The sequence below is a fragment of the Mycolicibacterium helvum genome (genome assembly GCF_010731895.1).
GTDB lineage: Bacteria > Actinomycetota > Actinomycetes > Mycobacteriales > Mycobacteriaceae > Mycobacterium > Mycobacterium helvum.
This window is the reverse complement of record NZ_AP022596.1, coordinates 5,463,246-5,488,128: the sequence shown is the minus strand read 5'-3', so window position 1 is coordinate 5,488,128 and position 24,883 is coordinate 5,463,246. Positions and strand designations below refer to the sequence as shown.

Annotated in this window: 23 protein-coding genes and 1 pseudogene; 10 read left to right on the top strand and 14 right to left on the bottom strand. The window is 66.1% G+C overall.

What is annotated here, in order from left to right; all coding sequences use genetic code 11:
• Positions 1-76: 76 nt before the first annotated feature.
• The gene (locus tag G6N38_RS25780) at positions 77-511 is read right to left on the bottom strand and encodes a Fur family transcriptional regulator (protein ID WP_407663018.1); all 435 of its coding nucleotides are present in this window, start codon (positions 509-511) and stop codon (positions 77-79) included.
• A gap of 76 nt (positions 512-587) precedes the next feature.
• Positions 588-821, bottom strand: a complete 234-nt coding sequence (locus G6N38_RS25775; protein ID WP_163750969.1) for a hypothetical protein — start codon at positions 819-821, stop codon at positions 588-590.
• 211 nt (positions 822-1,032) lie between these two features.
• On the opposite strand from G6N38_RS25775, the gene G6N38_RS25770 reads away from it, so the two are divergent.
• From G6N38_RS25770 to G6N38_RS25760, 3 genes are all read left to right on the top strand, one after another.
• The gene (locus G6N38_RS25770) at positions 1,033-1,932 is read left to right on the top strand and encodes a mycobacterial-type methylenetetrahydrofolate reductase (RefSeq protein WP_163750968.1); all 900 of its coding nucleotides are present in this window, start codon (positions 1,033-1,035) and stop codon (positions 1,930-1,932) included.
• Between the two features lie 5 nt (positions 1,933-1,937).
• Positions 1,938-2,903, top strand: coding sequence for an enolase C-terminal domain-like protein (locus G6N38_RS25765; protein WP_163750967.1), 966 nt, complete (start codon positions 1,938-1,940; stop codon positions 2,901-2,903).
• A gap of 285 nt (positions 2,904-3,188) precedes the next feature.
• A complete protein-coding gene (locus tag G6N38_RS25760) occupies positions 3,189-3,938 on the top strand; it encodes a class I SAM-dependent methyltransferase (RefSeq protein WP_163750965.1) in 750 nt (249 codons plus the stop codon).
• A 118-nt stretch (positions 3,939-4,056) separates the two neighbouring features.
• Here G6N38_RS25760 and G6N38_RS25755 read toward each other — a convergent pair whose 3' ends face one another.
• The 4 genes from G6N38_RS25755 to G6N38_RS25740 all read right to left on the bottom strand — a co-directional run bounded on the left by G6N38_RS25755 (position 4,057) and on the right by G6N38_RS25740 (position 8,810).
• Positions 4,057-4,242: a hypothetical protein gene (locus G6N38_RS25755; RefSeq protein ID WP_108054416.1), complete on the bottom strand. Its 186-nt coding sequence runs from the start codon at positions 4,240-4,242 to the stop codon at positions 4,057-4,059.
• A 2-nt stretch (positions 4,243-4,244) separates the two neighbouring features.
• Complete coding sequence (locus G6N38_RS25750; RefSeq protein WP_163750963.1) at positions 4,245-5,225, bottom strand: MOSC domain-containing protein; 981 nt, start codon at positions 5,223-5,225, stop codon at positions 4,245-4,247.
• Between the two features lie 17 nt (positions 5,226-5,242).
• The gene (locus G6N38_RS25745; protein WP_163750960.1) at positions 5,243-6,205 is read right to left on the bottom strand and encodes a DUF3533 domain-containing protein; all 963 of its coding nucleotides are present in this window, start codon (positions 6,203-6,205) and stop codon (positions 5,243-5,245) included.
• A gap of 88 nt (positions 6,206-6,293) precedes the next feature.
• On the bottom strand, positions 6,294-8,810 hold the full coding sequence (locus G6N38_RS25740; RefSeq protein ID WP_163750958.1) for a glycogen/starch/alpha-glucan phosphorylase: 2,517 nt from the start codon (positions 8,808-8,810) through the stop codon (positions 6,294-6,296).
• A gap of 182 nt (positions 8,811-8,992) precedes the next feature.
• Between G6N38_RS25740 and G6N38_RS25735 the strand changes: the two genes are divergently transcribed.
• The 3 genes from G6N38_RS25735 to G6N38_RS25725 all read left to right on the top strand — a co-directional run bounded on the left by G6N38_RS25735 (position 8,993) and on the right by G6N38_RS25725 (position 11,238).
• Entirely contained in the window at positions 8,993-9,541 is a 549-nt protein-coding gene (locus G6N38_RS25735; RefSeq protein WP_163750956.1) for a cysteine hydrolase family protein, read from the top strand.
• A 99-nt stretch (positions 9,542-9,640) separates the two neighbouring features.
• Positions 9,641-10,825: an acyl-CoA dehydrogenase family protein gene (locus G6N38_RS25730; protein WP_163750954.1), complete on the top strand. Its 1,185-nt coding sequence runs from the start codon at positions 9,641-9,643 to the stop codon at positions 10,823-10,825.
• 65 nt (positions 10,826-10,890) lie between these two features.
• Positions 10,891-11,238: a hypothetical protein gene (locus G6N38_RS25725; RefSeq protein ID WP_163750952.1), complete on the top strand. Its 348-nt coding sequence runs from the start codon at positions 10,891-10,893 to the stop codon at positions 11,236-11,238.
• Here G6N38_RS25725 and G6N38_RS25720 read toward each other — a convergent pair whose 3' ends face one another.
• Together G6N38_RS25720 and G6N38_RS25715 are read right to left on the bottom strand one after the other, a co-directional pair.
• The gene (locus tag G6N38_RS25720) at positions 11,239-12,624 is read right to left on the bottom strand and encodes an aspartate aminotransferase family protein (protein WP_163750950.1); all 1,386 of its coding nucleotides are present in this window, start codon (positions 12,622-12,624) and stop codon (positions 11,239-11,241) included.
• A gap of 27 nt (positions 12,625-12,651) precedes the next feature.
• The gene (locus G6N38_RS25715; protein WP_163750948.1) at positions 12,652-14,169 is read right to left on the bottom strand and encodes a CoA-acylating methylmalonate-semialdehyde dehydrogenase; all 1,518 of its coding nucleotides are present in this window, start codon (positions 14,167-14,169) and stop codon (positions 12,652-12,654) included.
• A gap of 81 nt (positions 14,170-14,250) precedes the next feature.
• On the opposite strand from G6N38_RS25715, the gene G6N38_RS25710 reads away from it, so the two are divergent.
• On the top strand, positions 14,251-15,819 hold the full coding sequence (locus G6N38_RS25710; RefSeq protein ID WP_163750946.1) for a PucR family transcriptional regulator: 1,569 nt from the start codon (positions 14,251-14,253) through the stop codon (positions 15,817-15,819).
• A gap of 16 nt (positions 15,820-15,835) precedes the next feature.
• Here G6N38_RS25710 and G6N38_RS25705 read toward each other — a convergent pair whose 3' ends face one another.
• Positions 15,836-16,660, bottom strand: a complete 825-nt coding sequence (locus G6N38_RS25705; RefSeq protein WP_163750944.1) for a formate/nitrite transporter family protein — start codon at positions 16,658-16,660, stop codon at positions 15,836-15,838.
• A 76-nt stretch (positions 16,661-16,736) separates the two neighbouring features.
• Between G6N38_RS25705 and G6N38_RS25700 the strand changes: the two genes are divergently transcribed.
• Positions 16,737-17,516 (top strand): DUF3159 domain-containing protein, encoded by a 780-nt coding sequence (locus tag G6N38_RS25700; RefSeq protein ID WP_163750942.1) that lies wholly within the window; start codon positions 16,737-16,739, stop codon positions 17,514-17,516.
• Between the two features lie 235 nt (positions 17,517-17,751).
• A pseudogene (ripD, locus tag G6N38_RS25695) lies at positions 17,752-18,234 on the top strand (NlpC/P60 family peptidoglycan-binding protein RipD); the annotation flags it as partial.
• 166 nt (positions 18,235-18,400) lie between these two features.
• Here the strand turns inward: ripD and G6N38_RS25690 are convergent.
• Positions 18,401-18,691, bottom strand: coding sequence for a DUF4193 domain-containing protein (locus G6N38_RS25690; RefSeq protein WP_163750940.1), 291 nt, complete (start codon positions 18,689-18,691; stop codon positions 18,401-18,403).
• Positions 18,692-18,864: 173 nt separating this feature from the next.
• A complete protein-coding gene (locus G6N38_RS25685; RefSeq protein WP_163750938.1) occupies positions 18,865-19,650 on the bottom strand; it encodes an acyl-CoA thioesterase in 786 nt (261 codons plus the stop codon).
• 60 nt (positions 19,651-19,710) lie between these two features.
• Between G6N38_RS25685 and G6N38_RS25680 the strand changes: the two genes are divergently transcribed.
• Positions 19,711-20,529 carry a transporter substrate-binding domain-containing protein gene (locus G6N38_RS25680; RefSeq protein WP_163750936.1) on the top strand — a complete coding sequence of 273 codons (819 nt, stop codon included), beginning with the start codon at positions 19,711-19,713 and terminating at the stop codon, positions 20,527-20,529.
• Positions 20,530-20,536: 7 nt separating this feature from the next.
• Here the strand turns inward: G6N38_RS25680 and G6N38_RS25675 are convergent, their stop codons facing one another.
• The 3 genes from G6N38_RS25675 to G6N38_RS25665 form a co-directional block, all read right to left on the bottom strand.
• The gene (locus G6N38_RS25675) at positions 20,537-21,310 is read right to left on the bottom strand and encodes an enoyl-CoA hydratase/isomerase family protein (RefSeq protein ID WP_163750933.1); all 774 of its coding nucleotides are present in this window, start codon (positions 21,308-21,310) and stop codon (positions 20,537-20,539) included.
• A gap of 65 nt (positions 21,311-21,375) precedes the next feature.
• Positions 21,376-22,209 carry an acyl-CoA thioesterase domain-containing protein gene (locus tag G6N38_RS25670; RefSeq protein ID WP_246227439.1) on the bottom strand — a complete coding sequence of 278 codons (834 nt, stop codon included), beginning with the start codon at positions 22,207-22,209 and terminating at the stop codon, positions 21,376-21,378.
• A gap of 250 nt (positions 22,210-22,459) precedes the next feature.
• Positions 22,460-24,808 (bottom strand): Tex family protein, encoded by a 2,349-nt coding sequence (locus tag G6N38_RS25665; RefSeq protein WP_163750931.1) that lies wholly within the window; start codon positions 24,806-24,808, stop codon positions 22,460-22,462.
• Positions 24,809-24,883: the final 75 nt, after the last annotated feature.

Sequence of the window (24,883 nt, the reverse complement as noted above, 5' to 3'; positions counted from 1 at the left end):
TCTGAGCCGCTCCGATTGGGGGGCTGGTTTCCTCAGGCACTGTATTTCCTTTCGGGGGTGGTGAATTGGGCTGCGATCACGGTTGTGCTCGCGAAATCTGTCGGGCAGAACAGTCGGGGCACAGGCCCCAATAGACGACCTCGGCTTCATCCAGGACGAATCCGTGGTGATCGGATGGCGTCAAGCAGGGCGCATCACCGACGGCACAGTCGACATCGCCGATCACACCGCAGGACCGGCAGACCACGTGATGGTGGTTGTCACCGACGCGCGCTTCGTAACGGGCCACCGAACCGGACGGCTGAATGCGCCGCACCAGCCCGGTTGCGGTCAACGCGTGCAGAACGTCGTAGACCGCCTGGCGCGATACCTCGGGCAGGCCGGCACGAACCGCTCCGAAGATGGTGTCGGTGTCGGCGTGCGGGTGGGCATGGACTGCCTCAAGCACCGCGACGCGCGGGCGGGTGACCCGCAGCTGCGCGGTCCGCAGCTGGTCGGCAAGATCCGACATCGAGGTCACGGTGAAATCGTCGTCCCTTTTCTGGAATCAGTCAAGAGTTGGCCGCAGCTGAATTCAAATACCCAGGTCAGGGACGCTGAGTGATTTGGTTACCCGGGCTGGCCGTGGGGTTCAGCGGCGCAATCGGAGACGGGCTGAAGTTGTTCTGCCCAGGCATGGTGACCTTGCTCGTCGGTGACACCGAGGGGCTCGTGGAGGAAGTCGGTTCGTGAGCCTTGGTTCCGCACGCGGTGAACACCACGATGCCGACGGCGGCCAACGCCACCGAGCCGACCGCGCGGATTCGATTCCGACCCATCATCGCTGACCCCTCGAACACGGACGCGCCACGACAGCGGTGCTATCCGAGAAAACTACCCTCTCACGGGTTTGCGCACCGCGCTTTGCGCACCGCGGTCACAGAGCGACGTGGGTCCCAGACCGGGCCTTCTGTATGGTGATCGGCGGATCGCGTCCGGCGGCCATCCCGGCTCGCACCCCGGGGACCCAGTCGTCTTGTCAGGAGCAGTTTCGTGCCCCTCAACACTGTCGCGCTCGAACTCGTGCCGCCCAACACCGATCGCACTCCGGACGAGGTGCTGGCGGAGGCGCGCAAGGTCGTGCAGTTCTCCGCGGAGACCGGCCTCGAGGGCCGCATCGGCCACGTGATGATCCCCGGGATGATCGAAGAGGACGACGGGCGTCCGATCGAGATGAAGCCCAAGCTCGATGTGCTCGACTACTGGTCCCGCATTTCACCGGAACTGCCTGGCGTGCGTGGCCTGTGCACCCAGGTGACCGCCTTCATGAACGAACAGACGCTGACCGGGCGGCTGACCGAGCTCCTCGGCGCGGGCATGGAAGGGATCGTCTTCGTCGGCGTTCCGCGCACCATGAACGACGGCGAGGGCGCCGGCGTCGCACCGACCGATGCGCTGAACATCTTTTCCGACCTCGTCCCCAACCGCGGGGCGATCCTGATTCCGACCAGAGACGGTGAAGCCGGCCGATTCGGTTTCAAGTGCGGCCGCGGCGCCACCTACGGCATGACCCAGTTGCTCTACTCCGACGCCATCGTCGGCTTCCTGACCGAGTTCGCCGCCACCACGGACTTCCGCCCGGAGATCCTGCTGTCGTTCGGCTTCGTCCCGAAGGTCGAGAGCCGGGTCGGGCTGATCAATTGGCTGATCCAGGACCCGGGCAATGCCGCTGTCGTGCCCGAGCAGGATTTCGTACGCACGCTGGCCGACAGCGACCCCGACGTCAAGCGGCGACTGCTGGTCGACCTCTACAAGCGGGTCATCGACGGCGTCGCCGATCTCGGATTTCCGTTGAGCATCCATTTCGAGGCCACCTACGGCATGTCCCGCCCGGCCTTCCAGACCTTCGCCGAGATGCTGGCCTACTGGTCGCCGGCGGGATCCGCCTCCTAATCGGCGTGAAGGCACTGATCGATTTCGACGGCGCGCGGGTTTTCGCCATCCCCGCTCGCGAGTCCTATCGCGGCTTCACCGCCTGCGAGGGGATGTTGATCGAGGGACCGCAGGGCTGGGGTGAGTTCTGTCCGCCTCGGGATGGCGACGATCTGACGGCGGCGCGCTGGCTGACATCGGCCATCGAGGGCGGCACGGTCGGCTGGCCAGATGTGGTCCGCGGCCGGGTCGCGGTGGCGGTGCCGGTGCCTGCGGTGAATCCGCAGGATGCTGGTGCCATCGTTGCGGGCAGCGGGTGCCGCGCGGCGGATGTGCGAGTCACCGGGCAGCCCGAAGACGCCTCCCGGCTCGAGGCGGTGCGCACCGCACTGGGACCGGATGGATCGATCCGCTGCGTGGTCGAGCACGCCTGGGATGTCGACACCGCCGCCCAGCTGATTCCGGTGCTCGACCGGGCTGCCGGTGGCCTGGAATTCGTGCAACAGCCGTGCGCGACGGCGGCGGAATTGGCAGCGGTACGCCGCCGCGTTGATGTGCGGCTGGCAGTCGACGCGTCGACTCTCAGCGCTGGCGGACCGGCGTTGTCGGAGGTCGCCGACCTTGCGATCCTGACCGTCGGCGCGCTCGGCGGTGTGCGCCGGGCGCTGCGGTTCGCCGAACGCAGCGATCTGCCGTGTGTGGTCTCGGCGGCGTCCGGGTCGTCGGAAACCAGCATCGGGTTGGCCGGGGGACTGGCGCTAGCCGGTGCGCTGCCCGAGCTGCCGTTCGCCTGCGGGCTGGGCACCGCCACAGCGTTGGCCGGCGACATCGTCTCGGACGGCCGCGCGCTGATTCCGGTCGAGGGTTACCTGCCGGTGGCCCCGATGGCGCCAGCACCCGATACCGCACGTATCGCGGAATTCTCGCTCGAGGACGCCGAGCGAATCACGTGGTGGCGCCAGCGCCTGAGTGTCGCACGACAACTTCTTTAGAAACGGTTTGGATCTCCGGTCGACGGTACTTACCCGCCGACGACTTCTGAGCCGGCCGGGCAGCCCATTCCGCCCCAGTCGATGTCCCCGTTCGAATCACGGCGAACCACGATCATCGTCCTCTGGGCGAGCTACCCGGTCGCCGCGATCATCCTGATTCTGCACTGGGTCTACACCACCCAGACGTGTTGTCCCGCAAGGTGAAGCATCGCTCTATCGCCTGTGGGCGATTGATCTAGTCTGATTGGCCAGACCAACCCGACAGACGAGCGCTGTGGATGCCAGATGAGCAGATACGACCGGACCGGATCTACCTATTCGGTCACTCGCCGCCCGGATGCCCGCATCGCTGCGGCCATACACGACGCTCTGACCGACATGGAGTCGGTGGCGAACATCGGTGCAGGGACGGGCTCTTACGAAACACCGCGCACCGTAGTGGCCGTGGAACCAAGTCGGGTCATGATCGACCAACGCACTGGCGGCAGCCCTCCGGCGGTCCAGGCGACCGCCGAGCACTTGCCTCTCGGCACTGGCGCCGTCGATGCCACGATGGCCATCCTGACAGTTCATCATTGGACCGACCTTGCCGCCGGAATGGCGGAGATGGCGCGCGTCGCACGGCGCCGCGTCGTCGTATTTACCTGGGAACATGAAGTTTTCAGCCGATTCTGGCTCTTGCGCGAGTACCTTCCGGCTGCCGCAGAGACCGACGCGCGGCTGGCCGTCCCGGTGAGGAGACTGACTTCGCTGCTTGGCGAGGACCGAACCGTCGTAGTGCCGGTCCCGGTACCCCACGACTGCACGGACGGGTTCGGAGGCGCCTACTGGCGCCGACCACACCTCTACCTCGAGGCCGCGGCCCAAGCCGGCATGTCCTTGTTCGCCTCAACCCCGCGAAGACGCCTAGAAGAAGGCCTTTCGCGCCTTCGGTCGGACCTTGCCGACGGCTCCTGGCAGCGTCGACACGCTGACCTCGCCAGAACAACGCATCTCGACCTCGGATATCGACTGATCGTCGCCGACGTCGGCTGACGCTGCGGCCCCTTCCCCTGGGCCTGTAGTGATCGACACAGTTACTCGGACTTTCGCTCGACAACTACAGCTTCGGCGCGGGCACCTAACAGACGGCGAGAGTCTGGGTTTGCACCGCTTAACGCCGGGGACGCCAGGCCCAGACGGCCAGACCGACACCGATCAGTGCGGTGATCGGCCCTATGACCGACCAGGTCGTGGTGTTGCTCATCGGGCTGCCCTGAACCACACCGAACCCCTGCAGCGCCCACAACGATCCGAAGAGCGCGACCAGCACACCCACAACTCCGACGGCATGACGCATGGTCAACTCCCTTTCCCGGTCGGCATAGCCGCCGACACCGCCCGCATCACGGCCCGTTTCACCTTCGCCGCACCTGATCCCGCGGTGGTGCCGATCGTCGAGCGATTCAGCGGATCTAGTTGCAGCACATCACCTTCGGCGATCCGGCCGGCTCGGGTGATGTTGCCGTATGCACCGAGGCAGCGCCGCGAGTGGGCGGCGATGGTCCGGGTGATCTCCTTGTCCCGTTTAAGTTCGGGCTGTTCGTGGGATGGCATCACGCAGCGGATGGTGGGGATCAGCGGCTGCAGGTCGGCGTGCGGGGCGTGCAGCGTGCCGCCACACCAGTCCCACTCCGGATGCGGCGACGCCCCTGGGGCATCCACCACCATCGTCGGGCGGAACCGCCGGACGTCGAAATCGGAATCCGGTGCCAGCGCAGCCATGGCGGCCAGGCTCTGCTCGGTCACGATGTGGACGGGATACGCATCGACATAACTGCCGACTGGCGTTGCGTAACGGCTGATCTCGGCGAGCTTTCGGACCGGGAACATCGACAGGTCAGGCAGCGGTTCGCCGTCCTCGAGGCCGAAGATCGTGCGCAGGTCAGTTTTCGTGGCCATCGGCCCGCGGTATTGGTCGCGACGGTCGAGAGGCGGCAGCGGCCGAAGTTCAACCTCACGGTCCAGATAGCGCGACAGTGCCTGGTGCACACCAGGATCGGAGCTGGTGACCTCGACGCCGTCAGGGAAGGCGATGATGACTTCCGGCGCGCGGCCAGGCCCGGCGTCCGGCGTCGGCGCCTGCGCATAGCGCGCCGTCAGCCAGAGCAGGCCGGGCAGCCGCTTGGCGCTGGTCGTCGCGTCGAGCGCGACGTCACGCACAGCCCAGGTGCGGTCGGCGTGCAGGCCGAGCTCGTTGATCTCGGCCTCGGCGAGCTGCTCACCCAGCATCGACTTGACCGGATAACGCCAGATCGAGGTGATACGGCCGGCGGGGATCATCCCACCAGACTAGGTCCTCACGCCGCCGGAGAGCGATGCAGTGCGCGCGACGAGACGATCAACACGACCAGGCTGGCCACCAGCCACACCCCGAGCACGATGAACGGCAGCGTGCGCTGGTTGTCCGGGAAGTACGTCGCCGCATGAATGGCCGACACGGTCGCGCCGCTGGGCAGCGCGTGATTGAGGAACGCGAACGGTTGGGGCAACAGCGACGCGGACACCGCCCCGCCCGATGAGGTGTTTCCGAGCAGGATGAACACCAGCCAGGTGGGGATGATGGCCCACCGGTGGATCAGCACCAGCATGGCCGAGTTGAACAACGCCGCGACCGCGATCTGCACCGAAGTCAGCAGCCACAGTTGCGGGAACGGCGTGCTCAGCGCGCCCAGGACCGGTCCGGTGACGCCGGCCAGCGCCGCCCCGCCGACGACAGCGAGCAACATCAGGCAGGCCAGCCAGCGCCGCAGGCTGAGCGTTTTGACGTTGGCCCGCAGCTGGAACATCGTGATGAAGCCCAGGATGGTGGCGGCGATGACGAGATAAAAGGTGGCCAGCCCGGCCGGATCGGACGGCGGCAGCGGGTGCAGGTCGACGATCGGCAGGATGAACTGTCCCGGCTGGCTCTGGTCCAGTTGGATCAGGGCGCGGGAACCCGATGGGTCACTGGCGCTGGACAGCAACAGCTGAGGCGGCGCCGCAGTGGCGTCGATGGCCGCGGTGATGCGCTGCTGGTTGATCGCAGTGACCGCGTCATCGCGCGTCGCGTACTGATGAACGTCGAACTCGTTCTTGTTGCGGTGCAACGCGGTGACGAACGGCGCCGTGAGGCCCGTCGATCCGACCACGCCGACCGGCAAGTTGCGCGGCGATGGACGACCGAGTGCGACGGTGTAGGCGGCTGCGAAACTCGACGCCAACACGATGGCGATCGCGATGACCGTTGCGGCCTTTCGGATCTCAAGGGGGATAGCTGCCACCCGTCGATTCTGCGCACAGATCGCGATTCAGCCCTCGCGACGCGCTCTCAACGTAGCGTCGATGCACCCAACACACGTCGGTTCTGAACTAGAGCGTCACTGGCATCGCGCCGACGTGCCAGATCTCGTCGCAGTATTCGGCGATCGCGCGATCGGAGGAGAACTTGCCGCTGCGCGCCGCGTTGAGGATCGACATCCGCGACCAGGCGTCGGAATCCTGCCAGGCAGCACTCACCCGGGCCTGGCAGTCGACATACGAGCGGTAGTCGGCAAGCACCAGGAACGGGTCGTGGTGCAGCAGGTTGTCGACCAGCGGCCGCAGCACCTCGGTGTCGCCGTGGGTGAACGTGCCCTGCGCGATCAGCTCGAGCACCTCGGCCAGCTCGGGGTCGCGCTCGACGAAGCTGGTCGGCCGATAGCCGTCGGCCTTGAGCTGTTCCACCTCTTCGACGGTCATGCCGAACAGGAAGAAGTTCTCCGGCCCGGCCTCTTCGCGGATCTCGACGTTGGCGCCGTCCAGTGTCCCGATGGTCAACGCACCATTGATCATGAACTTCATGTTCCCGGTGCCCGAGGCTTCCTTGCCCGCGGTGGAGATCTGCTCGGACAGGTTGGCCGCCGGGTAGATCAGGTGGGCGTTCTTGACGTTGAAGTTCGGCAGGAACACCACCCGCATGTAACGGTTGACGTCGGGATCGTTGTTGATGGTGGCACCGACGGCGGTGATCAGCCTGATCATCCGCTTGGCGATGAAGTAGCCGGGCGCAGCCTTGCCGCCAAAGATGAACGCGCGCGGCGCGATCGCGAATCCGGGATTGCGCTTGAGCCGGTTGTAGAGGGTGATGATGTGCAGCACGTTGAGGTGCTGGCGCTTGTATTCGTGGATCCGCTTCACCTGGATGTCGAACATCCACGTCGGGTCGAGTTCGATTCCGGTCGCGGAATGCACGTACTCGGCGAGACGACTTTTGTTGGCGCGCTTCATGTCTCGCCAACGCTCCCGGAACACGGGATCGTCGACATAAGACTCAAGACCGCGTAACTGCTCCAGGTCGGACAGCCACCCGTCGCCGACGGTCTCGTCGAGTAGGGTCCGCAGCCCCGGGTTGGACAGAGCCAGGAAACGCCTCGGGGTGACACCGTTGGTCACGTTGCCGAACCGCTCCGGCCACATCTCGTAAAAGTCTTTCAGCACACTGGCTTTCAGCAATTCAGAGTGCAGCGCAGCGACGCCGTTGACGGCGTGGCTGCCGACGGTGGCCAGGTGTGCCATCCGCACACTCTTGCCGCCGTCCTCACCGATCAGCGACATCCGGCGGGCCCGGTCCTCGTCGCCGGGGAACTTGGCCTCCACCTCCTCGAGGAACCTGTTGTTGATCTCGTAGATGATCTCCAGGTGCCGTGGCAGGGATTCGGAGAAGATGCCCAGCGGCCAGGTCTCCAGCGCCTCGGGCAGCAGTGTGTGATTGGTGTAGGCGAAGGTCCCGACAGTGATCTCCCACGCCTCGTCCCACCCCATGTGGTGTTCGTCGAGGAGCAGGCGCATCAGTTCGGCGACTGCGATCGACGGGTGGGTGTCGTTGAGCTGGATGGCCCACTTGTCCGGCAGCGCGGTCAGCGGCAGGCGGGCCCGCTCGAGGTGAATCCGCAGGATGTCCTGGAGTGACGAGCTGACGAAGAAGTACTGCTGCTGCAGCCGCAGCCGCTTGCCGGCCTCGGGCTCGTCGTTGGGGTAGAGGACCTTCGAGATCTTCTCCGAGAGAACCTCATCCTCGACGGCCTTGTAGAAATCGCCGGTGTTGAACGCGTCGAGCGCGAACGAGGACATCGAACGGGCGCTCCACAGGGTCAGCGTGTTGCAGGTGTTCACGCCGTAGCCCTGGATCGGGGTGTCGTAGGACACGCCCTTGATCACCCGGCGGGGGATCCAGCGCACCCGGTGGTTACCGGCGACATCCTCGTACTGTTCGGTGCGCCCGCCCCAGTTCACCAAGTAGCTGGCGTCGGGCTTGTCGATCTCCCACGGGTTGCCGGCGACGAGCCAGTTGTCGGTCTTCTCGACCTGCCAGCCGTCTTGGATCTCCTGGTCGAAAATGCCGAACTCATAACGGATTCCGTAGCCGATCGACGGGCGCTGCAGGGTGGCCAGCGAGTCCAGGTAACAGGCGGCCAGCCGGCCGAGGCCACCATTGCCGAGACCGGGCTCCTCCTCGCACTCCAGGATCACGTCGAGATCTTGGCCCAGCGCGGCCAGCGCTTCGCGGGCCTGCTTCTCGATCTGCAGGTTGAGCAGGTTGTTGCCGAGCTGCGGCCCCATCAGGAATTCGGCGGACAGGTAGCAGGTCACCTTGGCGGGGCCGTGCAGGAGGTCCTGGGTGGTGGCCATCCAGCGCTGCTGCATGCGATCGCGGACCGCCAGGGCCAGCGCGCGGTAGTAGTGCTCGGTGGTCAGCACGCTCGGCGGCCGGGCGATGGAATAGACCAGGTGATCGGCGATCGCGCGGCGCAGCGCATCGGCGGACAATCCGGTGCGGCTGTGCTCGTGCGGTCGTGCGGCGGCCTCTCCGGTGACGTCCCCCGGGGCGTTGCTCACGACATCCGTCATTCTCTTCTCCTGCTCCCAGACCAGACCGCTTCTCGATCACCTACGAGGACCCGAAGTCTGGCACCGCCGTATTTCGACAAGGCGAGGTCGACGAGTCGCTCCCGTGAACTATCGCGCATCAACGTGTACGCCGCGCGCCGAGCAAATGTCGTGTGTCGGGCACCGGTCCTACGATCGCGGTCATGACCACGTTGCCGAACCGGCCGAACACCGCTCTGCTCGTCATCGACGTACAAAACGATGTCGTGGCGCGAGCCCACGGCAGAGAGCGGGTCGTGGCGAACATCGCCGCGTTGGTCGATCGGGCGCGCCAGAACCGCACACCCGTCATCTGGATACAGCACGCCGATGCGGATCTGCCTGCGGGAAGCGAACAGTGGCGCATTGTGAGTGAACTGGCACCGGCACCTGAGGAGCCGGTGGTGGCCAAGAACTACGGCGACTCGTTCGAAGACACCACCTTGGAGCTGACGCTCGCGAACCTGGGCGTCGGGCATCTCGTGGTGGTCGGGGCCCAGACCGACCAGTGCGTCCGGTCGACGGTTCACGGCGGATTCACCCGCGGCTATGACGTCACCCTGGTGACTGACGCGCACACCACCGAGGACCTTTCGAGGTGGGGTGCGCCGCCACCGGAGCAGGTGATCGCCCACACGAATCTGTATTGGGGGCACCAGTCGGCACCGGGACGAACGGCGACGACGTTGGCAACCAGCGAGGTTGCCTGGTAACCGCCCCGCCGATCGAGCCGGGGCTATACATTCTTTCGAAAGTGTTCACTGCGTGGAGTTGTTCCCTGCCGCGTACCGCCGCAAGATCGGAAACTGACAATGACGTCGACACTGCAATCGGGAGACCACCTCGTCGGATTGGCGAGGGGGATGCGCGAGCTGGTGGTGGCGCAAGCCGGTGAATCCGAGCGGCTACGCACCATCGCCCCGGCGGTCGTCGACGAGATGTGGGCCAGTGGGCTGATGCAGTCCTTCAATCCGGTCGCGGCCGGCGGTGTGGAGCCGTCGTTCACGCAGATGATCGAAACCTGGATCGAGATGGCCTGGCAGGACGGGTCCTTCGGGTGGATCGGGATCGCCAACCTGCCGTCTTCGTTCGCCGCCGCGGCTTACCTGCCCGACGAGGGTTTCGCCGAGGTGTTCACCGCCAACGACAACCGCGTCACGCTGGGCGGGCAGTTCTTCCCCAACGGCCAGGGCGCCGCGGTCGACGGCGGTTACCGGGTGACCGGCTCGTGGAGCTTCGGATCCGGCACCGGGCATTCCGAATACGTCTGCGCCGGGTTCTTCCCGATGGACAACGGTGAGATGCGCTGGGCCGCCGAAGGTATGCCCGAGATGCTGGTGGCCGTGATCCCACGTGCCTACGTCGATTTCAAGGACGGTTGGCACGTCCAGGGTCTGAAGGGGACTGGCTCCTATGACTACGGCGTCGAGGACGTGTTCGTCCCTGCCAGCCGGACCTTCCCGCTGTTCTCCCGCGTGCCCTACCGGGGCAGCTCGCCGGCCACCCGGATGGGGTTGATGCCGGTGACGGCGGCCGGCCACGCATCGTGGGCGCTCGGGGTCGCCAAGAGCATGCTCGACGATGTCGAGGAGCTGGCGGCCACCAAGTTCCGGATGAGCGACATGGCCTCGCTGGCCAGCCGGCCGACCTTCCAGAAGGACCTGGCTCATCACGTCGCGGCGTGGCGGGCGGCGCGGCTGCTGGTTCTGGATGCGTTCGGCACCGCCGAGGCGGTCGTGGCCGGCGGGGACGACCTCACCCCGGCACTGCGCGCCGATATGCGGGTGGCCGCCGTGTACGCCACCGACGTCTCTCGGCAGGCCGCCGAGTGGGCACACCTGGCCGCGGGCACCACCTCGATCCGCGAGGGCAGCCGCCTGGAGCGCGGGTTCCGCGATATCTACACCGGGACCCAGCACGCGTTCATCAGCGAGAAGGTGGCCATGGATGTGGCCCAGATCTGGCTCGGCATTATCGAGGACCAGCCCGGGTTGTGAACGGCGCGCTCGGCCCCGGCATTTCGCGCGCGTTCTGGCGCACCCGGGATTAGAGTCCGAAGGTTATGACCGACTGGTCCGATCCGCGGCTGCCTCGCGCTGAAACGACCAGCCCGCGGCAGCTCAAACGGATGAGCCGCAGCTTCGCCGGCGTCGGGGTGGGAATTCCGCCGGAGCGGCTGCAGCAGATCGTCATGGGTGGGACGGCCACCGCCGACGAGCTGGTCGACGTCAGCTTCGCGCTGACCGCCACACAGCTCATCAGCGAGAAGCGCCGGTCCAAACGTGGCCGCGCACAACGGCATGCCGTGCGTGGGTTCATTCTCGTCGTCGCGATTCTCATCGCGATCAACGTGCTGCTGTGTCTGGGGCTGATGCTGTTCGTCCTGACGCAGCACACAACCCCGTACTAATCAGCCGGTCACGTATCCGTCGGCGACATCGAGCGCCTTGTCCAGGATGGCCAGGCCCTGGGCCACCTCGTCGTCGCTGATGTTGCAGGCCGGCACCGCGTGGATTCGGTTGAAGTTGGCGAAGGGCAGCAGCCCGCCGGACTTACAGGCCGCCAGCACCTCGTTCATCGCGGGGCTGGAGCCGCCATAAGGCGCCAGCGGCTCGCGGGTCTGCTGGTTGGTCACCAGCTCGATGGCCCAGAACACACCCAGTCCGCGGACCTCGCCCACCGACGGGTGCCGAGCCGCCAGCTCGTGCAGGCCCGGGCCGAGCACGTGTTCGCCGAGCCGGGCGGCGTTGGCGACCATGCCCTCGTCTTCCATGGCGTTGATCGTCGCCACCGCGGCGCCGCAGGCCAGGGGGTGCCCCGAGTAGGTCAGTCCACCCGGGTAGGCGCGATCGGCGAACGTCGCATAGATCGCGTCGTTGATGGCCACGCCGCCGAGCGGCACATACCCCGATGTCACGCCCTTGGCGAAGGTCATCAGGTCGGGCACAACGTCAAAGTTCTGGATGGCGAACCACTTTCCGGTCCGACCGAAGCCGGCCATCACCTCGTCGGCGATGAACACGATGCCGTGGCGGTCACAAATCTCCCGCACGCCGGCCATGTATCCGGGCGGTGGCACCATGATGCCCGCGGTGCCCGGAACCGATTCCAGGATGATCGCGGCGATCGACGCCGGCCCCTCGTGCTGGATCAGGCGCTCGAGATAGTCGAGGGCGCGCTCGGATTCCTGCTGCTCGTTCTCGGCAAAAAACGACGAGCGGTACAGGAACGGGCCGTTGAAGTGCACGACGCCGGAGCTGGCGTAGTCGTTCGGGTAGCGCCGCGGGTCGCCGGTGAGGTTGACCGCGGTATCGGTGCCGCCGTGGTAGGAGCGGTAGCGGGCGAGCACCTTGTAGCGGCCGGTGTGCAGGCGGGCCATCCGGACCGCGTGCTCTACGGCGTCGGCTCCACCGTTGGTGAAGAACACCCGGTTCAAGTCACCGGGAGTGCGTTCGGCGATCAGCCGGGCCGCCTCTGACCGGGCGGCATTGGCGTGCTGCGGCGCGATCGTGCACAGCTTGGCCGCCTGTTCAGCGATCGCGGCGACGACCTTCGGATGCTGGTGGCCGATATTGGTGAACACCAGCTGGGAGGAAAAGTCGAGCAGCTTGTTGCCCTCGCCGTCCCAGACGTAAGACCCGTCCGAGGCGACGATCGTCATCGGCTTGATCTGCGCCTGCGCCGACCAGGAGTGGAAGACGTGCTGGCGGTCCAGCTCGTAGGCCCGGGCGGCTTCGGCGCGGGCGGTGTCGAGGTCTTGGCCGTTGGGTAGCAGGTGGGGAGCAGTTGTCGTCATGCGCGCCTCTTTCGAGCTCAGTTGTGCTCAGTTGTTCTGTGGGAAGCCGAGGTTGATGCCGCCGTGGGAGGGATCGAGCCACCGCGTGGTGACCACTTTGCCACGGGTGAAGAAGTGCACGCCTTCCGTGCCGTGCGCGTGGGTGTCACCAAACAGTGAACTCTTCCAGCCGCCGAAGCTGTAATAGGCGGTCGGAACCGGGATGGGCACGTTGATGCCGACCATGCCGACCTCGACTTCGTTCTGGAAGCGCCGGGCGGCGCCGCCGTCGTTGGTGAAGATCGCGGTGCCATTGCCGTAGGGGTTGGAGTTGATCAGCTCCAGTGCCTTGTCATACGTGTCCACCCGGACCACCGACAGCACCGGGCCGAAGATCTCGTCGGTGTAGACGCTCATGTCGGGGGTGACGTTGTCGATCAAGGTGGGGCCCAGCCAGAATCCGTCGGACTCGCCATCCACCGCCGTTCCGCGGCCGTCGACGACGATGGTGGCACCGTCGGCTTCACCGGCGTCGATGTAGGAGGCCACCTTGTCTCGGTGCGCCTTGGTGACCAACGGGCCCATATCGGTGTTGCGGGTGCCGTCGCCGATCTTCAATGACGTTGTGCGCTGGGCGATTTTGGCGACCAGCTCGTCGGCGATCGGGCCAACCGCCACTGCGGCCGAGATCGCCATGCAGCGTTCGCCTGCCGAGCCGAAGCCGGCATTGACCATCGCGTCGGCAGCCAGGTCCAGGTCGGCGTCGGGCAGGATCACCGCGTGGTTCTTGGCTCCACCCAGAGCCTGCACGCGTTTGCCGTGCATGGTGCCGGTGGAGTACACGTACTGTGCGATCGGGGTGGAACCGACGAAGCTGACGGCCTTGATGGCCTTGTTGGTCAACAGCTCATCGACGGCGACCTTGTCACCCTGCAGGACGTTGAAGACGCCGGCCGGGAGTCCGGCCTCGGCCCACAGGTTCGCGATCCACAGTGCGGCCGAGGGATCCTTCTCAGAGGGCTTGAGCACCACGGTGTTTCCGGCGGCGATGGCGATGGGGAAGAACCACATCGGCACCATTGCGGGGAAGTTGAACGGGCTGATGACGGCCACCGGGCCCAGTGGCTGGCGGATCGAGGCGACGTCGACGTTGGTGGAGGCGTTCTCGGTCATCCCGCCCTTGAGCAGATGCGAGATACCGCAAGCGAATTCGACGACTTCCTGGCCACGGCTGACTTCGCCGAGCGCGTCGGAGAGCACCTTGCCGTGTTCGGCGGTGATGATCGCGGCGAGCTCCTCTTTGCGGGCGTTGAGCAGCTCCCTGAACGAGAAGAGCACCGTCGTGCGTTTGGCCAGCGACGTATCGCGCCACGCCGGGAACGCCGCTGCCGCGGCGTCGATGACCGCGCGGGCGTCGGCGACGTCGGCCAGTGCGACCTGACCGGTGACCTGCCCGGTGGCCGGGTTCGTCACGGGGGCGGTGCGATCACTGCTGCCGGCGAAGTTCTTCCCGTCGGCCCAGTGGGCGATGGTCCGGACGCGAGTGGTGGGCGCGGTGAGAGTCATACCTGCGATTCTGCGGGCTGCGCACACCACGCGACCCCGACGAACTGTAAGTAATTTGCAGGCTATGAATACACTATGTAAATGCAGCTGACGCTCTCCGACATTCTCGAGCTGCCGTCGATCCGGGCTGGCGAGCCGGAGGTGGTGTGCACCGGGCCCATGGATGAAGCTGTGCGCTGGGTCCACGTCAGCGACCTTGCCGACCTGTCCGGCCTACTGACCGGCGGGGAGTTGGTCCTGACCACCGGCCAGGCGCTGGCCGATCCGGCTCGCCGCGACGCCTATCTGCCAGGGTTGGCCGACGCCGGCGCCACCGGCGTGGTGATCGAACTCGGGCTGCACATCGATGCCCTTCCGGAGTCGGTTCGAGCCATCGGTAGCGCGCTGTCGCTGCCGGTGATCGTGCTGCACCGGCCGGTTCGCTTCATCGACGTCACCGAAGAGGTGCACCGCAGGATCGTCGCCGATCAGTACGCCGAAGTGGCCTACGGGCAGCGGGTGCACGAGGCGTTCACCGCGCTGAGCATGCGCCGCGCCTCGGTCGATCAGATCGTCACCGCGGCGGCGGAGATGCTGGACACCCCGGTGGTGCTGGAGGACCTCAACCGCCAAGTGCTGGCGTTCGACGGTTGGGGCACGCCGGCCACCGTCCTGCTGGCGGATTGGGAGCGCCGCTCCCGGCTGACCGTCGGCGACGCATGGACGGCGTGTCCCGTCGGTCCGTATCGGGAGGAGTGGGGCCGGTTGATCGCCCCGCGGATCGCCGCCGACACCCGGGCGGTGATGACGTTGGAGCGGGCAGCCCAGGCACTGGCTCTGCACCGGATGGTCGAACAGAACCGTAGCTCGCTCGAACTACGCGCGCAGAGCGGCCTTGTCGACGATCTACGGCGCGGCCGGATCACCGACGAGGCAGAGGCGACCGCCCGAGCCCACGCGCTGGGCCTGCGGCCGGCGCTGACGTATGTGCCGATGGCAGTACGAGTGCGCGAGAGCGCGGGGGCCGATCAGGTCGCGGTCGCGCAGCGGCGGGTGCGGACGTTGGACGCAATCATGCACGCGGTGCGCGCCGCCGGCCACACCGGTCTGGCAGCCACCCGCGACGACGGGCAGATCGACTTGATGTTGGCGCCGCAACGCACCAGCACCCTGGACGAGGTGTGCTCGGCGATTCGCCAGTCGGTCATCCGGCTGGACGGCGTCGGCGACTGCACGATCGGAGTGGGGCCGGAGTCCAGTCGCTTGGTCGACGCAGTGGGCGGCCTGCGCGAGGCCGGTCACGTCGCCGAAGTTGCGATGTCGATGCCGTTGCGCGCCTTGCCATTTCATCGCGCTTCGGATGTACGGCTGCGCGGGTTGCTGTCGCTGATCCGCACCGATCCGCGGGTGCAGGCGTTCGCCGAGACCGAATTGGCCGGACTGCTCGCGCACCGCGCGAAACACGGCGACGAGACGTTCGACCTGTTGCGGCGCTTCCTGAATGCCGGCGGCAACAAAGCCGAGCTGGCCAGGACGCTGCACATGTCACGGCCGACGCTGTATTCCCGGTTGGATGCACTCGAACGCATCGTCGGCCTCGACCTCGACGACGCAGAGTCGCGAACCTCGCTGCATGTCGCGATGCTGATCCTGAATCCGGCGGGGGAGTAGCGCAGGCCCGTGGCGCTCACCCCGTGCCTTGATCTGCGTCCTCCCGCTCGTCTTTGATTCGCTCCTTGCTCCGCACCAGCCGCAACAACGTCACCAACACCAGCCCGCCCGCGGCGTTGCCGACCAGCGTGTACCAGAACCAGCCCAACCAATCGAGATAGCCGAACGGCGCCTCGCCGGTGGCCAGCGCACCGAAAATCAACAGCGAGTCCAAGATCGAGTGGAACAACGTCAGACCGGCAAGCACGAACGCGCCCGCCACAGCGGCGGCGATCTTGCCGGGCATCGAGTCGGTGCCGTGCTGCATTCGCGTCATCAACGTGATCACCATTCCGCCCAGCACCGCCAGCGCCAGGCTCTGCGCCGACAGCGGTGCGGTGACGAAATGCTCTGCGGACTCGATCGTTTGCGCCTTCAGCTTGGGCAAACCCGTCATGATCAGCGCCATGATCGCCCAACCGCCGACCAGATTCGCCACCAGAGTGCCGCTCCACAATTTCGCCAGCTGACCGACGCTGGCGCGTTTGGCCACCACCGTCGCAACCGGCACCAGAAAGCCCTCGGTGAACAGCTCACTGCGGCCGAGCAGCAGCGCCAGGAAGCCGATCGAGAAGGCCAAACCCGCCAGCAGTGGGTTGTGGGTTTCGTTCAGCACCGACAGATAGGCCAGTACGCCGATCGCGACTTCGGTCCCGCCGAAAAACCCGGTGACCAAGACCTCACGCCAGGCGCGGTGCAGGCGTTGCGCGCCCTCGTCCACCATGCGGGTGAACGCCTCTTCGAGTTCATCCTCGATCGGGCTGTTCGATTCACCCAGTTGGCGCTGGCTCGTTGAACTCACGGTTGGGGGTACCCGTCGCCGACAGCGCCGACACCGCTGAGCAGTTGCCCAACGCCCGCCCATACACTGGGCCACCGTGGGCATTCTCGTTGGCTTCGCGCCGTGGATCGTGTATTGGGTGCTGGTCGGCAACGTCCCGTTCGAGACGGCCGTGCTGGTCGCTCTCGGTATCGCCGTGATCGGGCTGGTGATTGGCCGGGCCACGAAAGCGGCCGGGCTGACCTTCGAAATCGGTGCTGTCGCAACGTTCTCCGTGCTAGCGATCCTGACGTTCGTGACCGGCCAGGCATTCATGGAACAGTGGATGCAGCCCCTGAGCAACGCGGGAATCTTCCTGATTGCCTTGGTAGGAGCGCTCATCGGGAAGCCGTTCGTGCGGGAGTTCGCTGCGGCAGGCCGTCCCGACGAAGTCGTCAACAGCGAACTGTTCACCCGGATCACCGCGCTGCTGACCTGGATCTGGATCGCCGCCTTCGCGGGTATGACGGTGTCGTCGGCGATCCCGCCGATCGTGCAGGGCGACGCGACCATCCTCGATACCAAGACCCCGTTGTCGTTCGTGTGCTACTGGGTCATCCCGTTTGCCTTCATGGGACTGGCAGCGCTGGCGTCGCGCATCCTGCCCGACAAGATGACCCCAAGTGACGATGTGGTCCGCGAGACGTCTTTCGTCGCCTACAGCGAGGCCGCGATCGACGAGTTGTACTACCTCGCCCGGGAGCACGCCAACCGCGAAGTGGGTGCCGGTAAAGAGGCCTACGACGTCAAGGTCGGCGGCATGGGCATGGCCCTCACCGGCGACGATTCCCGCAAATCGTGGCCGTCGACCTACCGGGTACGCGATCGGCGGCACTAAACCGCCCGCGAGTCGACGTCGTTCGGTTGCTGGGGCGCTTGCCTGATCGCAACCGATCGGGCAAGGATGCACACCACTTCGGACACCGTTACATCACGGTTTGGCTAAAAGCCCTGTTCAAGCTTGAAACGTGGTCAGCGACTGTCAGCCATTTGCTGTAGAAGTTACAGAAGTGACCTCTGTGAACAGAATGGGGTTTTGCTCAGAGGTGTCCGGAGAGGTGGAAATGATGATGATGAAGCGCCTGTACGCCGTCGCACTCGGCTTGGTGATGCTGCTGGGTCTTCCCGGCCTGCTGGCCCCGATTGCAACCGCCGCGCCGGTCAGCCGGGACCAGTACGTCCAGTTGGTGATCCAGCGTGGGCTCGCCCAGCGCGGCGTGCCCTATGCCTGGGCCGGCGGCGATATCAACGGGCCCACCCTGGGCAAGGGTGAGAGCGCCGCCGTGGTCGGGTTCGACTCGTCTGGCCTGATCCAGTACATCTACGCCGGGGTCGGCGCCAAGCTGCCGCGTTCCTCGGGTGATATGTACAAGGTAGGCCAGCACGTGACCGCTGATCAGGCGCTGCCGGGTGATCTGATCTTCTACGGACCCGACGGCACCCAGAGCGTCGCGATGTTCCTAGGCAACCAACAAATGCTCGAGGTCACCGACACCGTCGTGGCGGTGTCCGCGGTACGCGCCAAGGATATGGCCCCTTACCTGGTCCGCGTGATCGCCTAAGCCCCCCGGGGGGTGCCGTTGATTCTGCCGACAATGCGGCGTCAAGCGGCACATCCCTTCCCGGGTGGGCAGAGTTGATCAGAACTCTTGGGGCACAAAGCATCACCGGCACCAGTCGGCTTGCTCCACACGCCATCCGACCGTTGTGGCCGGGCAGCAGTTAGGCGCAGTCGGTACAGGTCATGCTCGAGGCATCAGCCAGCCGGCTCCGGTGGTGGACCAGAAAGCAGCTGGTGCAGGTGAACTCGTCAGCCTGCTTCGGGATCACCCGAACTGTGAGCTCTTCGTCAGACAGGTCGGCGCCGGGCAGCTCGAAGGAGTCCGCGGCGTCAGCCTCGTCGACATCGATCACGGCCGTGGCCGTGTCCTTGCGCCGCCCCGCCAAGTCTTCGAGCGACTCTTCCTCAGGCTCGGCCTGGGTCCGGCGGGGGGCGTCATAATCAACCGTCATGGTCCGTGCCTTTCGTTCCATCCGCACTTGACGTCGCGTCAACGCGGCCGAATGCGAGTTTGTTCCCGTAGCGGGTCTCGGCTAAACACCGTTGTTTCGGGCTGGCCGAGCTGTTGCCTCAGCCCGCCCACCACCGTCGAGATCCCATGCCATAGGGACGTAAAAACAGGGCGTCAGGTTCGCCAGAGCGATTCCTGGGCGACACTGGCGATCAGGGTACCGTCACCGCGGTGAATTGACCCGCGTGCCAAGCCCCGCGCGTCGCTGTGACTTACCGCAAAGGCGTCGTAGAGGTGCCAGTGATGTGGGTCGGTGGGCCGGTGCAGCCACAGCGCATGGTCCAGGCTGGCTGCGCCCCCGGGACCGGCGTGGCCGTCACCCGGCGGCCGGGCCGAGGACACCAAGCCCAGGTCAGAGATGAATGTCAGCGCACAAGCCCGCAGCACCGGGTCGTCCTCGACCGGGTCGCGGGTCCGAAACCAGAACGGTTGGACCGGCCAGTCGTCGTGTTCATGTCGCCCCGGCGGGATCCGGAGCTCGAAGTGATCAGCCCACCGCACCGGCAGCTCTGTGAGGATTGTCGCGTCCGACAATTCCACCGCGAGCGGGTCCGGCCGCTGCCAGTCGGCGGTGGTCTCCGGCCGATGGAACGACGCCATCATCTCGAAGATCGCCGCACCCTCCTGCACTGCGGTGACCCGGCGGGTATTGAAGGAGCGGCCATCGCGGGTGATCTCCACGCTGAACTCGATGTCGACACCGATCCGCCCGCCTTTGATGAAGTAGGCATGCAGCGACTGAGGTATCCGCTCCGGGTCCACGGTCGCGGCCGCCGCCGCCAGCGCCTGCGCGGCGATCAACCCGCCGAACAACCGGGGGCCAACCCCGGGCGTCGCCGAGGTCTTGAAGGTCTGCCCGCCGCCGTCGAGTCGGACCAACTCGGCGATCCAGCTCGGCATGTTCTCCTCGTGGTTGTCGTGGGCAAAATCGAACTCACGATAACTGCCTAGACTGCGGTGATGAATCGCGGGTGCACGGACCGCATGTGGCTGTTGGGCTTTGGCGCACTGGCTCTCGTAGCAGCCGTCGCGGCGGCCGGCTGCGTCGCGCCTCCGGCAGCCGCGGGTGGCGACCAGGCCACACTGAAGATCTGCACCACCGGCGATTACCCGCCGCTCACGTATCGGGATCAGGCAACCGGGCAGTACAGCGGCGTCGACATCGAGATGGCCAGCGATCTGGCCGCCCACCTCGGGCGACAGCCGGTCTTCGTGGCCACCACCTGGCCGACGCTGATGGCGGACCTGACCTCGCCTGGGATATGCGATATCGCGGTGGGCGGGATCACCGACACACCCGAACGGCGTCGCCTCGCCAACGTCACCTTGCCGTACCTGTCCAGTGGAAAGACCCCGGTGGTCGCGGCCGCCAACGCCGGCCGCTACTCGTCGATCGAGGACATCGACCAGCCCGGCGTGCGGGTGATCGAAAACAGCGGCGGCACCAACGAGCGGTTCGCCCGGACGAACTTTCCGGCCGCCCAGATCACGATCTGGGCCGACAACACCACCATCTTCGATCAGCTCGCGGCGGGCAATGCCGACGTGATGGTCACCGATGCGGTGGAAGCGATCTACCAGTCCTCGCTGCACCCGGGATTGGTGGCGCTGCACCCGGAACAACCCTTCACCTCAGAGGTCAAGGCTTATCTGCTGCCCAACGACAGTCCGATCACCGGCCTAACCGATTCGTGGCTGGCCGGCGCGCTGCGGGACGGCACATTCGCCGGGATCTATCAGCGCTGGTTGGGTTCTCCGGTACCCGAGGCGACGCGGTAGGCGGCGCTCAGCGGCCCCGCCACTGGGGTCTGCGCTTCTCCCGCCAGGCCTGCAGTCCTTCGGCGACGTCCTCGGTGGCGCCGGCCACCTTGCGCATCACCTCACCGAAGCGCACTGACTCGATCCAGCCCATGTCGGCGCTGCGCCAGGCCACCTCTTTGGTCGCCCGCTGAGCCAAGGGCGCGGCCTCGGTGAGGGTCTGGGCCCACGCCTGTGCTTCTGACTGCAGGCCCTCGGGTTCGACCAGCTTCCACACCAACCCGATCTCCTTGGCACGCTCGGCGCTGATTGGCTTGCCGGTCAGCAGAAGCTCCATGGCGTTGGCCCAACCGACGCGATGCGGCAGTCGGATGGCGCCAACGATGGTGGGAACGCCGAGCGTCACCTCGGGGTAGTGGAAAGTTGCTTCGGTAGAGGCAATCACGAAGTCGCAGAACAATACTCCGGTCAGGCCGTAACCGACGCACGGTCCGTGCACGGCGGCAATGGTCGGTTTGAACAACTCCATGCCGGATTCGAAGCTATTGATGGTCGGCTTCTCCCAGAAGGTGCCGCCAAAGGTGCCAACCGACCCTTCGCCGTCCTTGAGGTCCCCGCCGGCGCAGAAGACGTCGCCGGTAGCCGTCAGGATCCCCACCCAGGCCGCCTCCTCGTCGCGGAACCGGTCCCATGCAGAGTTGATCTCCCGCCGAAGCGGGCCGTTGATGGCATTGCGCGCCTCGGGGCGATTGAGCGTGATCGTGGCGACGTGATCGTCCAGTCGGTAGGTGACGAGGCTCATTGCTGCACTCTAGTGACGCCATCGTCGAGGTCGCCCCCGACGCGACCTCGACGACTGGACAGTTTCTAGCCGCGCCCGCTGATGTCCATGCGGGCCGACGGGTTGGCCATCGCGGTCACCATGCTGCTGCCGAACGCACCGTCGTCGTCGAACAGCGTCGCGCTGCCCACGGACACCCCGTTTTCCGAGAAGTGGGTGTCGGCCTGCACACCGATGAACACACCGCGCGGCAGCCGAGACAGTGCCACCGTCAGGTCGCCGTTGATGTAGCCGATTCCGCTGGCGCCCAAGTCGGTTACCAGGTTGGCGGCTGCCTCAGCCACGACCGCGGACCGGACGAATGGCGTGGCAGGCAAGCCGGCCACCGCATCCAATCCGCCGTAGTACGCGCGCTTGCGCCCTGTGGTGTGGTGCCGCAAATCCACGGGGCTCCAGCCGGTTCCGTGGCTGTCCGGGCGGGGTGGGTGGTTCTGCGCGCTATCTGGTGCGATGACGCTCATCGCGGATTCCCACTGTTCATCGACCGATCCGTTGGTCTGCCGATACTGCAACAGCGTTGCCCTCGCCACGATCCAATCGTCTTGGATGATGTCGCATTCGGCCGTGCGCATCCGGTGCCCGTGCCGAATCAGCCGGGTTTGGGTGTGGGTAGGGACGGCTCGAGCCGGTTTGAGCAGATCGAGGGTCAGCCGGGCGGGCAGGTATCCGATGGCACCGTACTTGCGCTCCAGCGTTGACGCCGCGAGTCCGGCGATCGCCTGACCGCTGAGCACGTCGTCGTTCCACGAAGCCGAAGCCGACGTCGTCGGCCGGAAACTTCCGTTCGCTTGCTGAAGGAAATATGCAGGGCAGATGCCGATCGCACTGGACGCCGCTGCCGTACGTTCCGACAAATCCATGCTGCTGTTCACCGTTGCCATCCTCATTTGTTTGGGGGAGTCGCCGCTTGCTTGACGACTCACCAGGCAACTATGACGTGCAGCAGCGTCGCGGACTGTCCACTGATCGGCTGGAATGGCGGATGAATCGGGGGTCCACCGATCGGGGGACATCACGCAGCGGGGTCAGGACTCCAGGCGGGCACGAACAACGGAAAGCCGTTCCTCTAGTTCAGCTTCGGTGAATCACGCCCAGCGGGAGATGGGAGTCCTACCGGCCGAAGCCGGCGTCTCGCAGGGCCTGTGCCATCGAGCCAGCGGAACGATTATTGCTTTCGCGCCGTGCGCCGTCGCCGCCGCGAGTGGGCTGCCGACGCTCGCCGCGGCCGGCCGGGGCAACACCGCGACCAGAGCCCTTGGCCTGATTGCTCTTTGGCTCATCACTGAGCCGAAGACTCAGGCCGATTCGCTGACGGTCGATATCGACGTCGAGGACCTTAACCCGCACCACCTGACCGGACCGCACCACCTCGTGCGGGTCGGAGACGAATCGGTCCGACATCGCCGAAACGTGCACCAAACCGTCCTGGTGCACACCCACGTCGACGAAGGCGCCGAATGCCGCGACATTGGTGACGACGCCTTCGAGCACCATGCCGACCTTCAGATCGCCCACCTTCTCCACCCCGGCGGCGAACGTCGCCGTCGAGAACGCCGGCCGCGGATCACGTCCCGGCTTCTCAAGTTCGGCGAGGATATCGGTCACCGTCGGTACACCGAATCGTTCGTCGGAGAAGTCGGCGGGCTTCAACGATCGCAATGACCGTTCGTTACCGATGAGCTCGGCCAGGGCAAGCCCCGATCGATCCAGGATTCGCCGGACCACGGGGTAAGCCTCCGGATGGACTCCCGACGCGTCGAGGGCGTCGTCGCCACCACGGATCCGCAGGAAACCCGCGCACTGCTCGAAAGCCTTGGGGCCCAACCGCGCGACGTCCAGCAGCGCCCGGCGGTTACGGAACGGTCCGGTCTTCTCCCGGTGGGCGACAATGGCTTCGGCCAGCGACTCGGACACGCCGGATACCTTCGCCAGCAACGGAACCGAGGCGGTGTTCAGGTCGACACCTACAGCGTTGACCGCATCCTCCACCACGGCGTCGAGGCTGCGCGCGAGCGTGCCCGGAGTGACGTCGTGCTGATACTGACCGACACCGATCGACTTCGGCTCGATCTTCACCAGTTCCGCGAGCGGATCCTGCAGCCGTCGCGCGATCGACACCGCACCGCGCACCGTCACGTCCAGGCTGGGCAGCTCGCGGGCGGCGTAGGCAGAAGCCGAGTACACCGACGCGCCGGCCTCACTGACCATCGCCTTCAGCGGCGCCGTCGCACCGGCAGCACGGATATCGGCGATGAGTTCGGTGGCCAGTGCTTCAGTCTCGCGCGACGCCGTGCCGTTCCCGATGGCGATCAGTTCGACGCCGTGACGTGCAACCAACGCAGCCAGTGTCGCCTTCGCCGTATCCCATTGGCGTTGTGGCTGATGCGGGTAGATCGCACACGTGTCGAGCACCTTGCCTGTGCCATCGACGACGGCGACCTTGACGCCGGTACGGAAGCCGGGGTCAAGCCCGAGCGTGGTCCGGGTACCCGCCGGAGCTGCCAGTAGGAGGTCCTTGAGGTTCTTGGCGAACACCGCGACCGCGTCGTCCTCGGCACGCTGACGCAGCCGCATCCGCGCGTCGACCGCGCCAGAGATCATCAGCCGGGTGCGCCAGGCCAACCGGACGGTAGTGGCCAGCCATGGCGTCGCCGCCGCGTTGGCCGACAGGTCGACCCCCAACGCATGGGCCACCATCACCTCGTAGGCGTCATCGCTGCCGCCGTCGAAGCGCAGCGCCAGGGCCTGCTCTTTCTCACCGCGCATGACCGCCAGCACCCGGTGCGACGGCATGTCCTCCAGCCGTTCGGAGAACTCGAAATAGTCGCGAAACTTCTGCGCCGCTGGGCTTTTCGCGGACTCTTCGGAGTGGGGTGTGGTCCGCAGAGCGCCCTCGGCCCAGAATTTGGTGCGGATCGCCCCGACCAGTTCGGCGTCTTCGGCGGCACGCTCGACCAGGATGTGCCGTGCACCGTCGAGGGCCGCCGCGGCGTCGGCGATATCGGCGTTGAGGAACTCCACAGCCGCGACTTCTGGATTGACGTTGGGGTCGGCGAGCAGCCGATCGGCGAGGGGCTCCAGTCCCGCTTCGCGGGCAATCTGCGCTTTCGTGCGCCGCTTCGGTTTGTACGGCAGGTAGATGTCCTCGACTCGGGATTTGGTATCGGCGGTGAGCAGCGCCGCCCTCAGCTCATCGGTCAGCTTGCCCTGCTCCTGGATGGAGGCCAGTACCGCGTCGCGCCGTTCGTCGAGCTCGCGAAGATAGCGCAGCCGCTCCTCGAGGTCACGTAGCTGTCCGTCATCGAGGCTGCCGGTGACTTCCTTGCGGTAGCGGGCGATGAACGGCACGGTCGCACCCTCGTCGAGGAGCCGGACCGCGGCGATCACCTGTGTCTCGGCTACCGCGAGTTCCTCAGCAAGACGGGCATTTACAGATTTGACGGTTGGGCTCGAAGTCACGCGGAGACCCTACCGAACCTCGCCGACAAACTGGTGAACGGTCCAGGGGATGTCGCAAGAGTTCGAGTCTGCCTT

What these genes read in the sequence shown, in the direction of transcription:
- G6N38_RS25780 (WP_407663018.1), bottom strand. Translation starts at nt 511, where the DNA reads ATGTCGGATCTTGCCGACCAGCTGCGGACCGCGCAGCTGCGGGTCACC.
- G6N38_RS25775 (WP_163750969.1), bottom strand. Translation starts at nt 821, where the DNA reads ATGATGGGTCGGAATCGAATCCGCGCGGTCGGCTCGGTGGCGTTGGCC.
- G6N38_RS25760 (WP_163750965.1), top strand. Translation starts at nt 3,189, where the DNA reads ATGAGCAGATACGACCGGACCGGATCTACCTATTCGGTCACTCGCCGC.
- G6N38_RS25755 (WP_108054416.1), bottom strand. Translation starts at nt 4,242, where the DNA reads ATGCGTCATGCCGTCGGAGTTGTGGGTGTGCTGGTCGCGCTCTTCGGA.
- G6N38_RS25750 (WP_163750963.1), bottom strand. Translation starts at nt 5,225, where the DNA reads ATGATCCCCGCCGGCCGTATCACCTCGATCTGGCGTTATCCGGTCAAG.
- G6N38_RS25740 (WP_163750958.1), bottom strand. Translation starts at nt 8,810, where the DNA reads ATGACGGATGTCGTGAGCAACGCCCCGGGGGACGTCACCGGAGAGGCC.
- G6N38_RS25735 (WP_163750956.1), top strand. Translation starts at nt 8,993, where the DNA reads ATGACCACGTTGCCGAACCGGCCGAACACCGCTCTGCTCGTCATCGAC.
- G6N38_RS25730 (WP_163750954.1), top strand. Translation starts at nt 9,641, where the DNA reads ATGACGTCGACACTGCAATCGGGAGACCACCTCGTCGGATTGGCGAGG.
- G6N38_RS25725 (WP_163750952.1), top strand. Translation starts at nt 10,891, where the DNA reads ATGACCGACTGGTCCGATCCGCGGCTGCCTCGCGCTGAAACGACCAGC.
- G6N38_RS25720 (WP_163750950.1), bottom strand. Translation starts at nt 12,624, where the DNA reads ATGACGACAACTGCTCCCCACCTGCTACCCAACGGCCAAGACCTCGAC.
- G6N38_RS25715 (WP_163750948.1), bottom strand. Translation starts at nt 14,169, where the DNA reads ATGACTCTCACCGCGCCCACCACTCGCGTCCGGACCATCGCCCACTGG.
- G6N38_RS25710 (WP_163750946.1), top strand. Translation starts at nt 14,251, where the DNA reads ATGCAGCTGACGCTCTCCGACATTCTCGAGCTGCCGTCGATCCGGGCT.
- G6N38_RS25690 (WP_163750940.1), bottom strand. Translation starts at nt 18,691, where the DNA reads ATGACGGTTGATTATGACGCCCCCCGCCGGACCCAGGCCGAGCCTGAG.
- G6N38_RS25685 (WP_163750938.1), bottom strand. Translation starts at nt 19,650, where the DNA reads ATGCCGAGCTGGATCGCCGAGTTGGTCCGACTCGACGGCGGCGGGCAG.
- G6N38_RS25680 (WP_163750936.1), top strand. Translation starts at nt 19,711, where the DNA reads ATGAATCGCGGGTGCACGGACCGCATGTGGCTGTTGGGCTTTGGCGCA.
- G6N38_RS25675 (WP_163750933.1), bottom strand. Translation starts at nt 21,310, where the DNA reads ATGAGCCTCGTCACCTACCGACTGGACGATCACGTCGCCACGATCACG.
- G6N38_RS25670 (WP_246227439.1), bottom strand. Translation starts at nt 22,209, where the DNA reads ATGGATTTGTCGGAACGTACGGCAGCGGCGTCCAGTGCGATCGGCATC.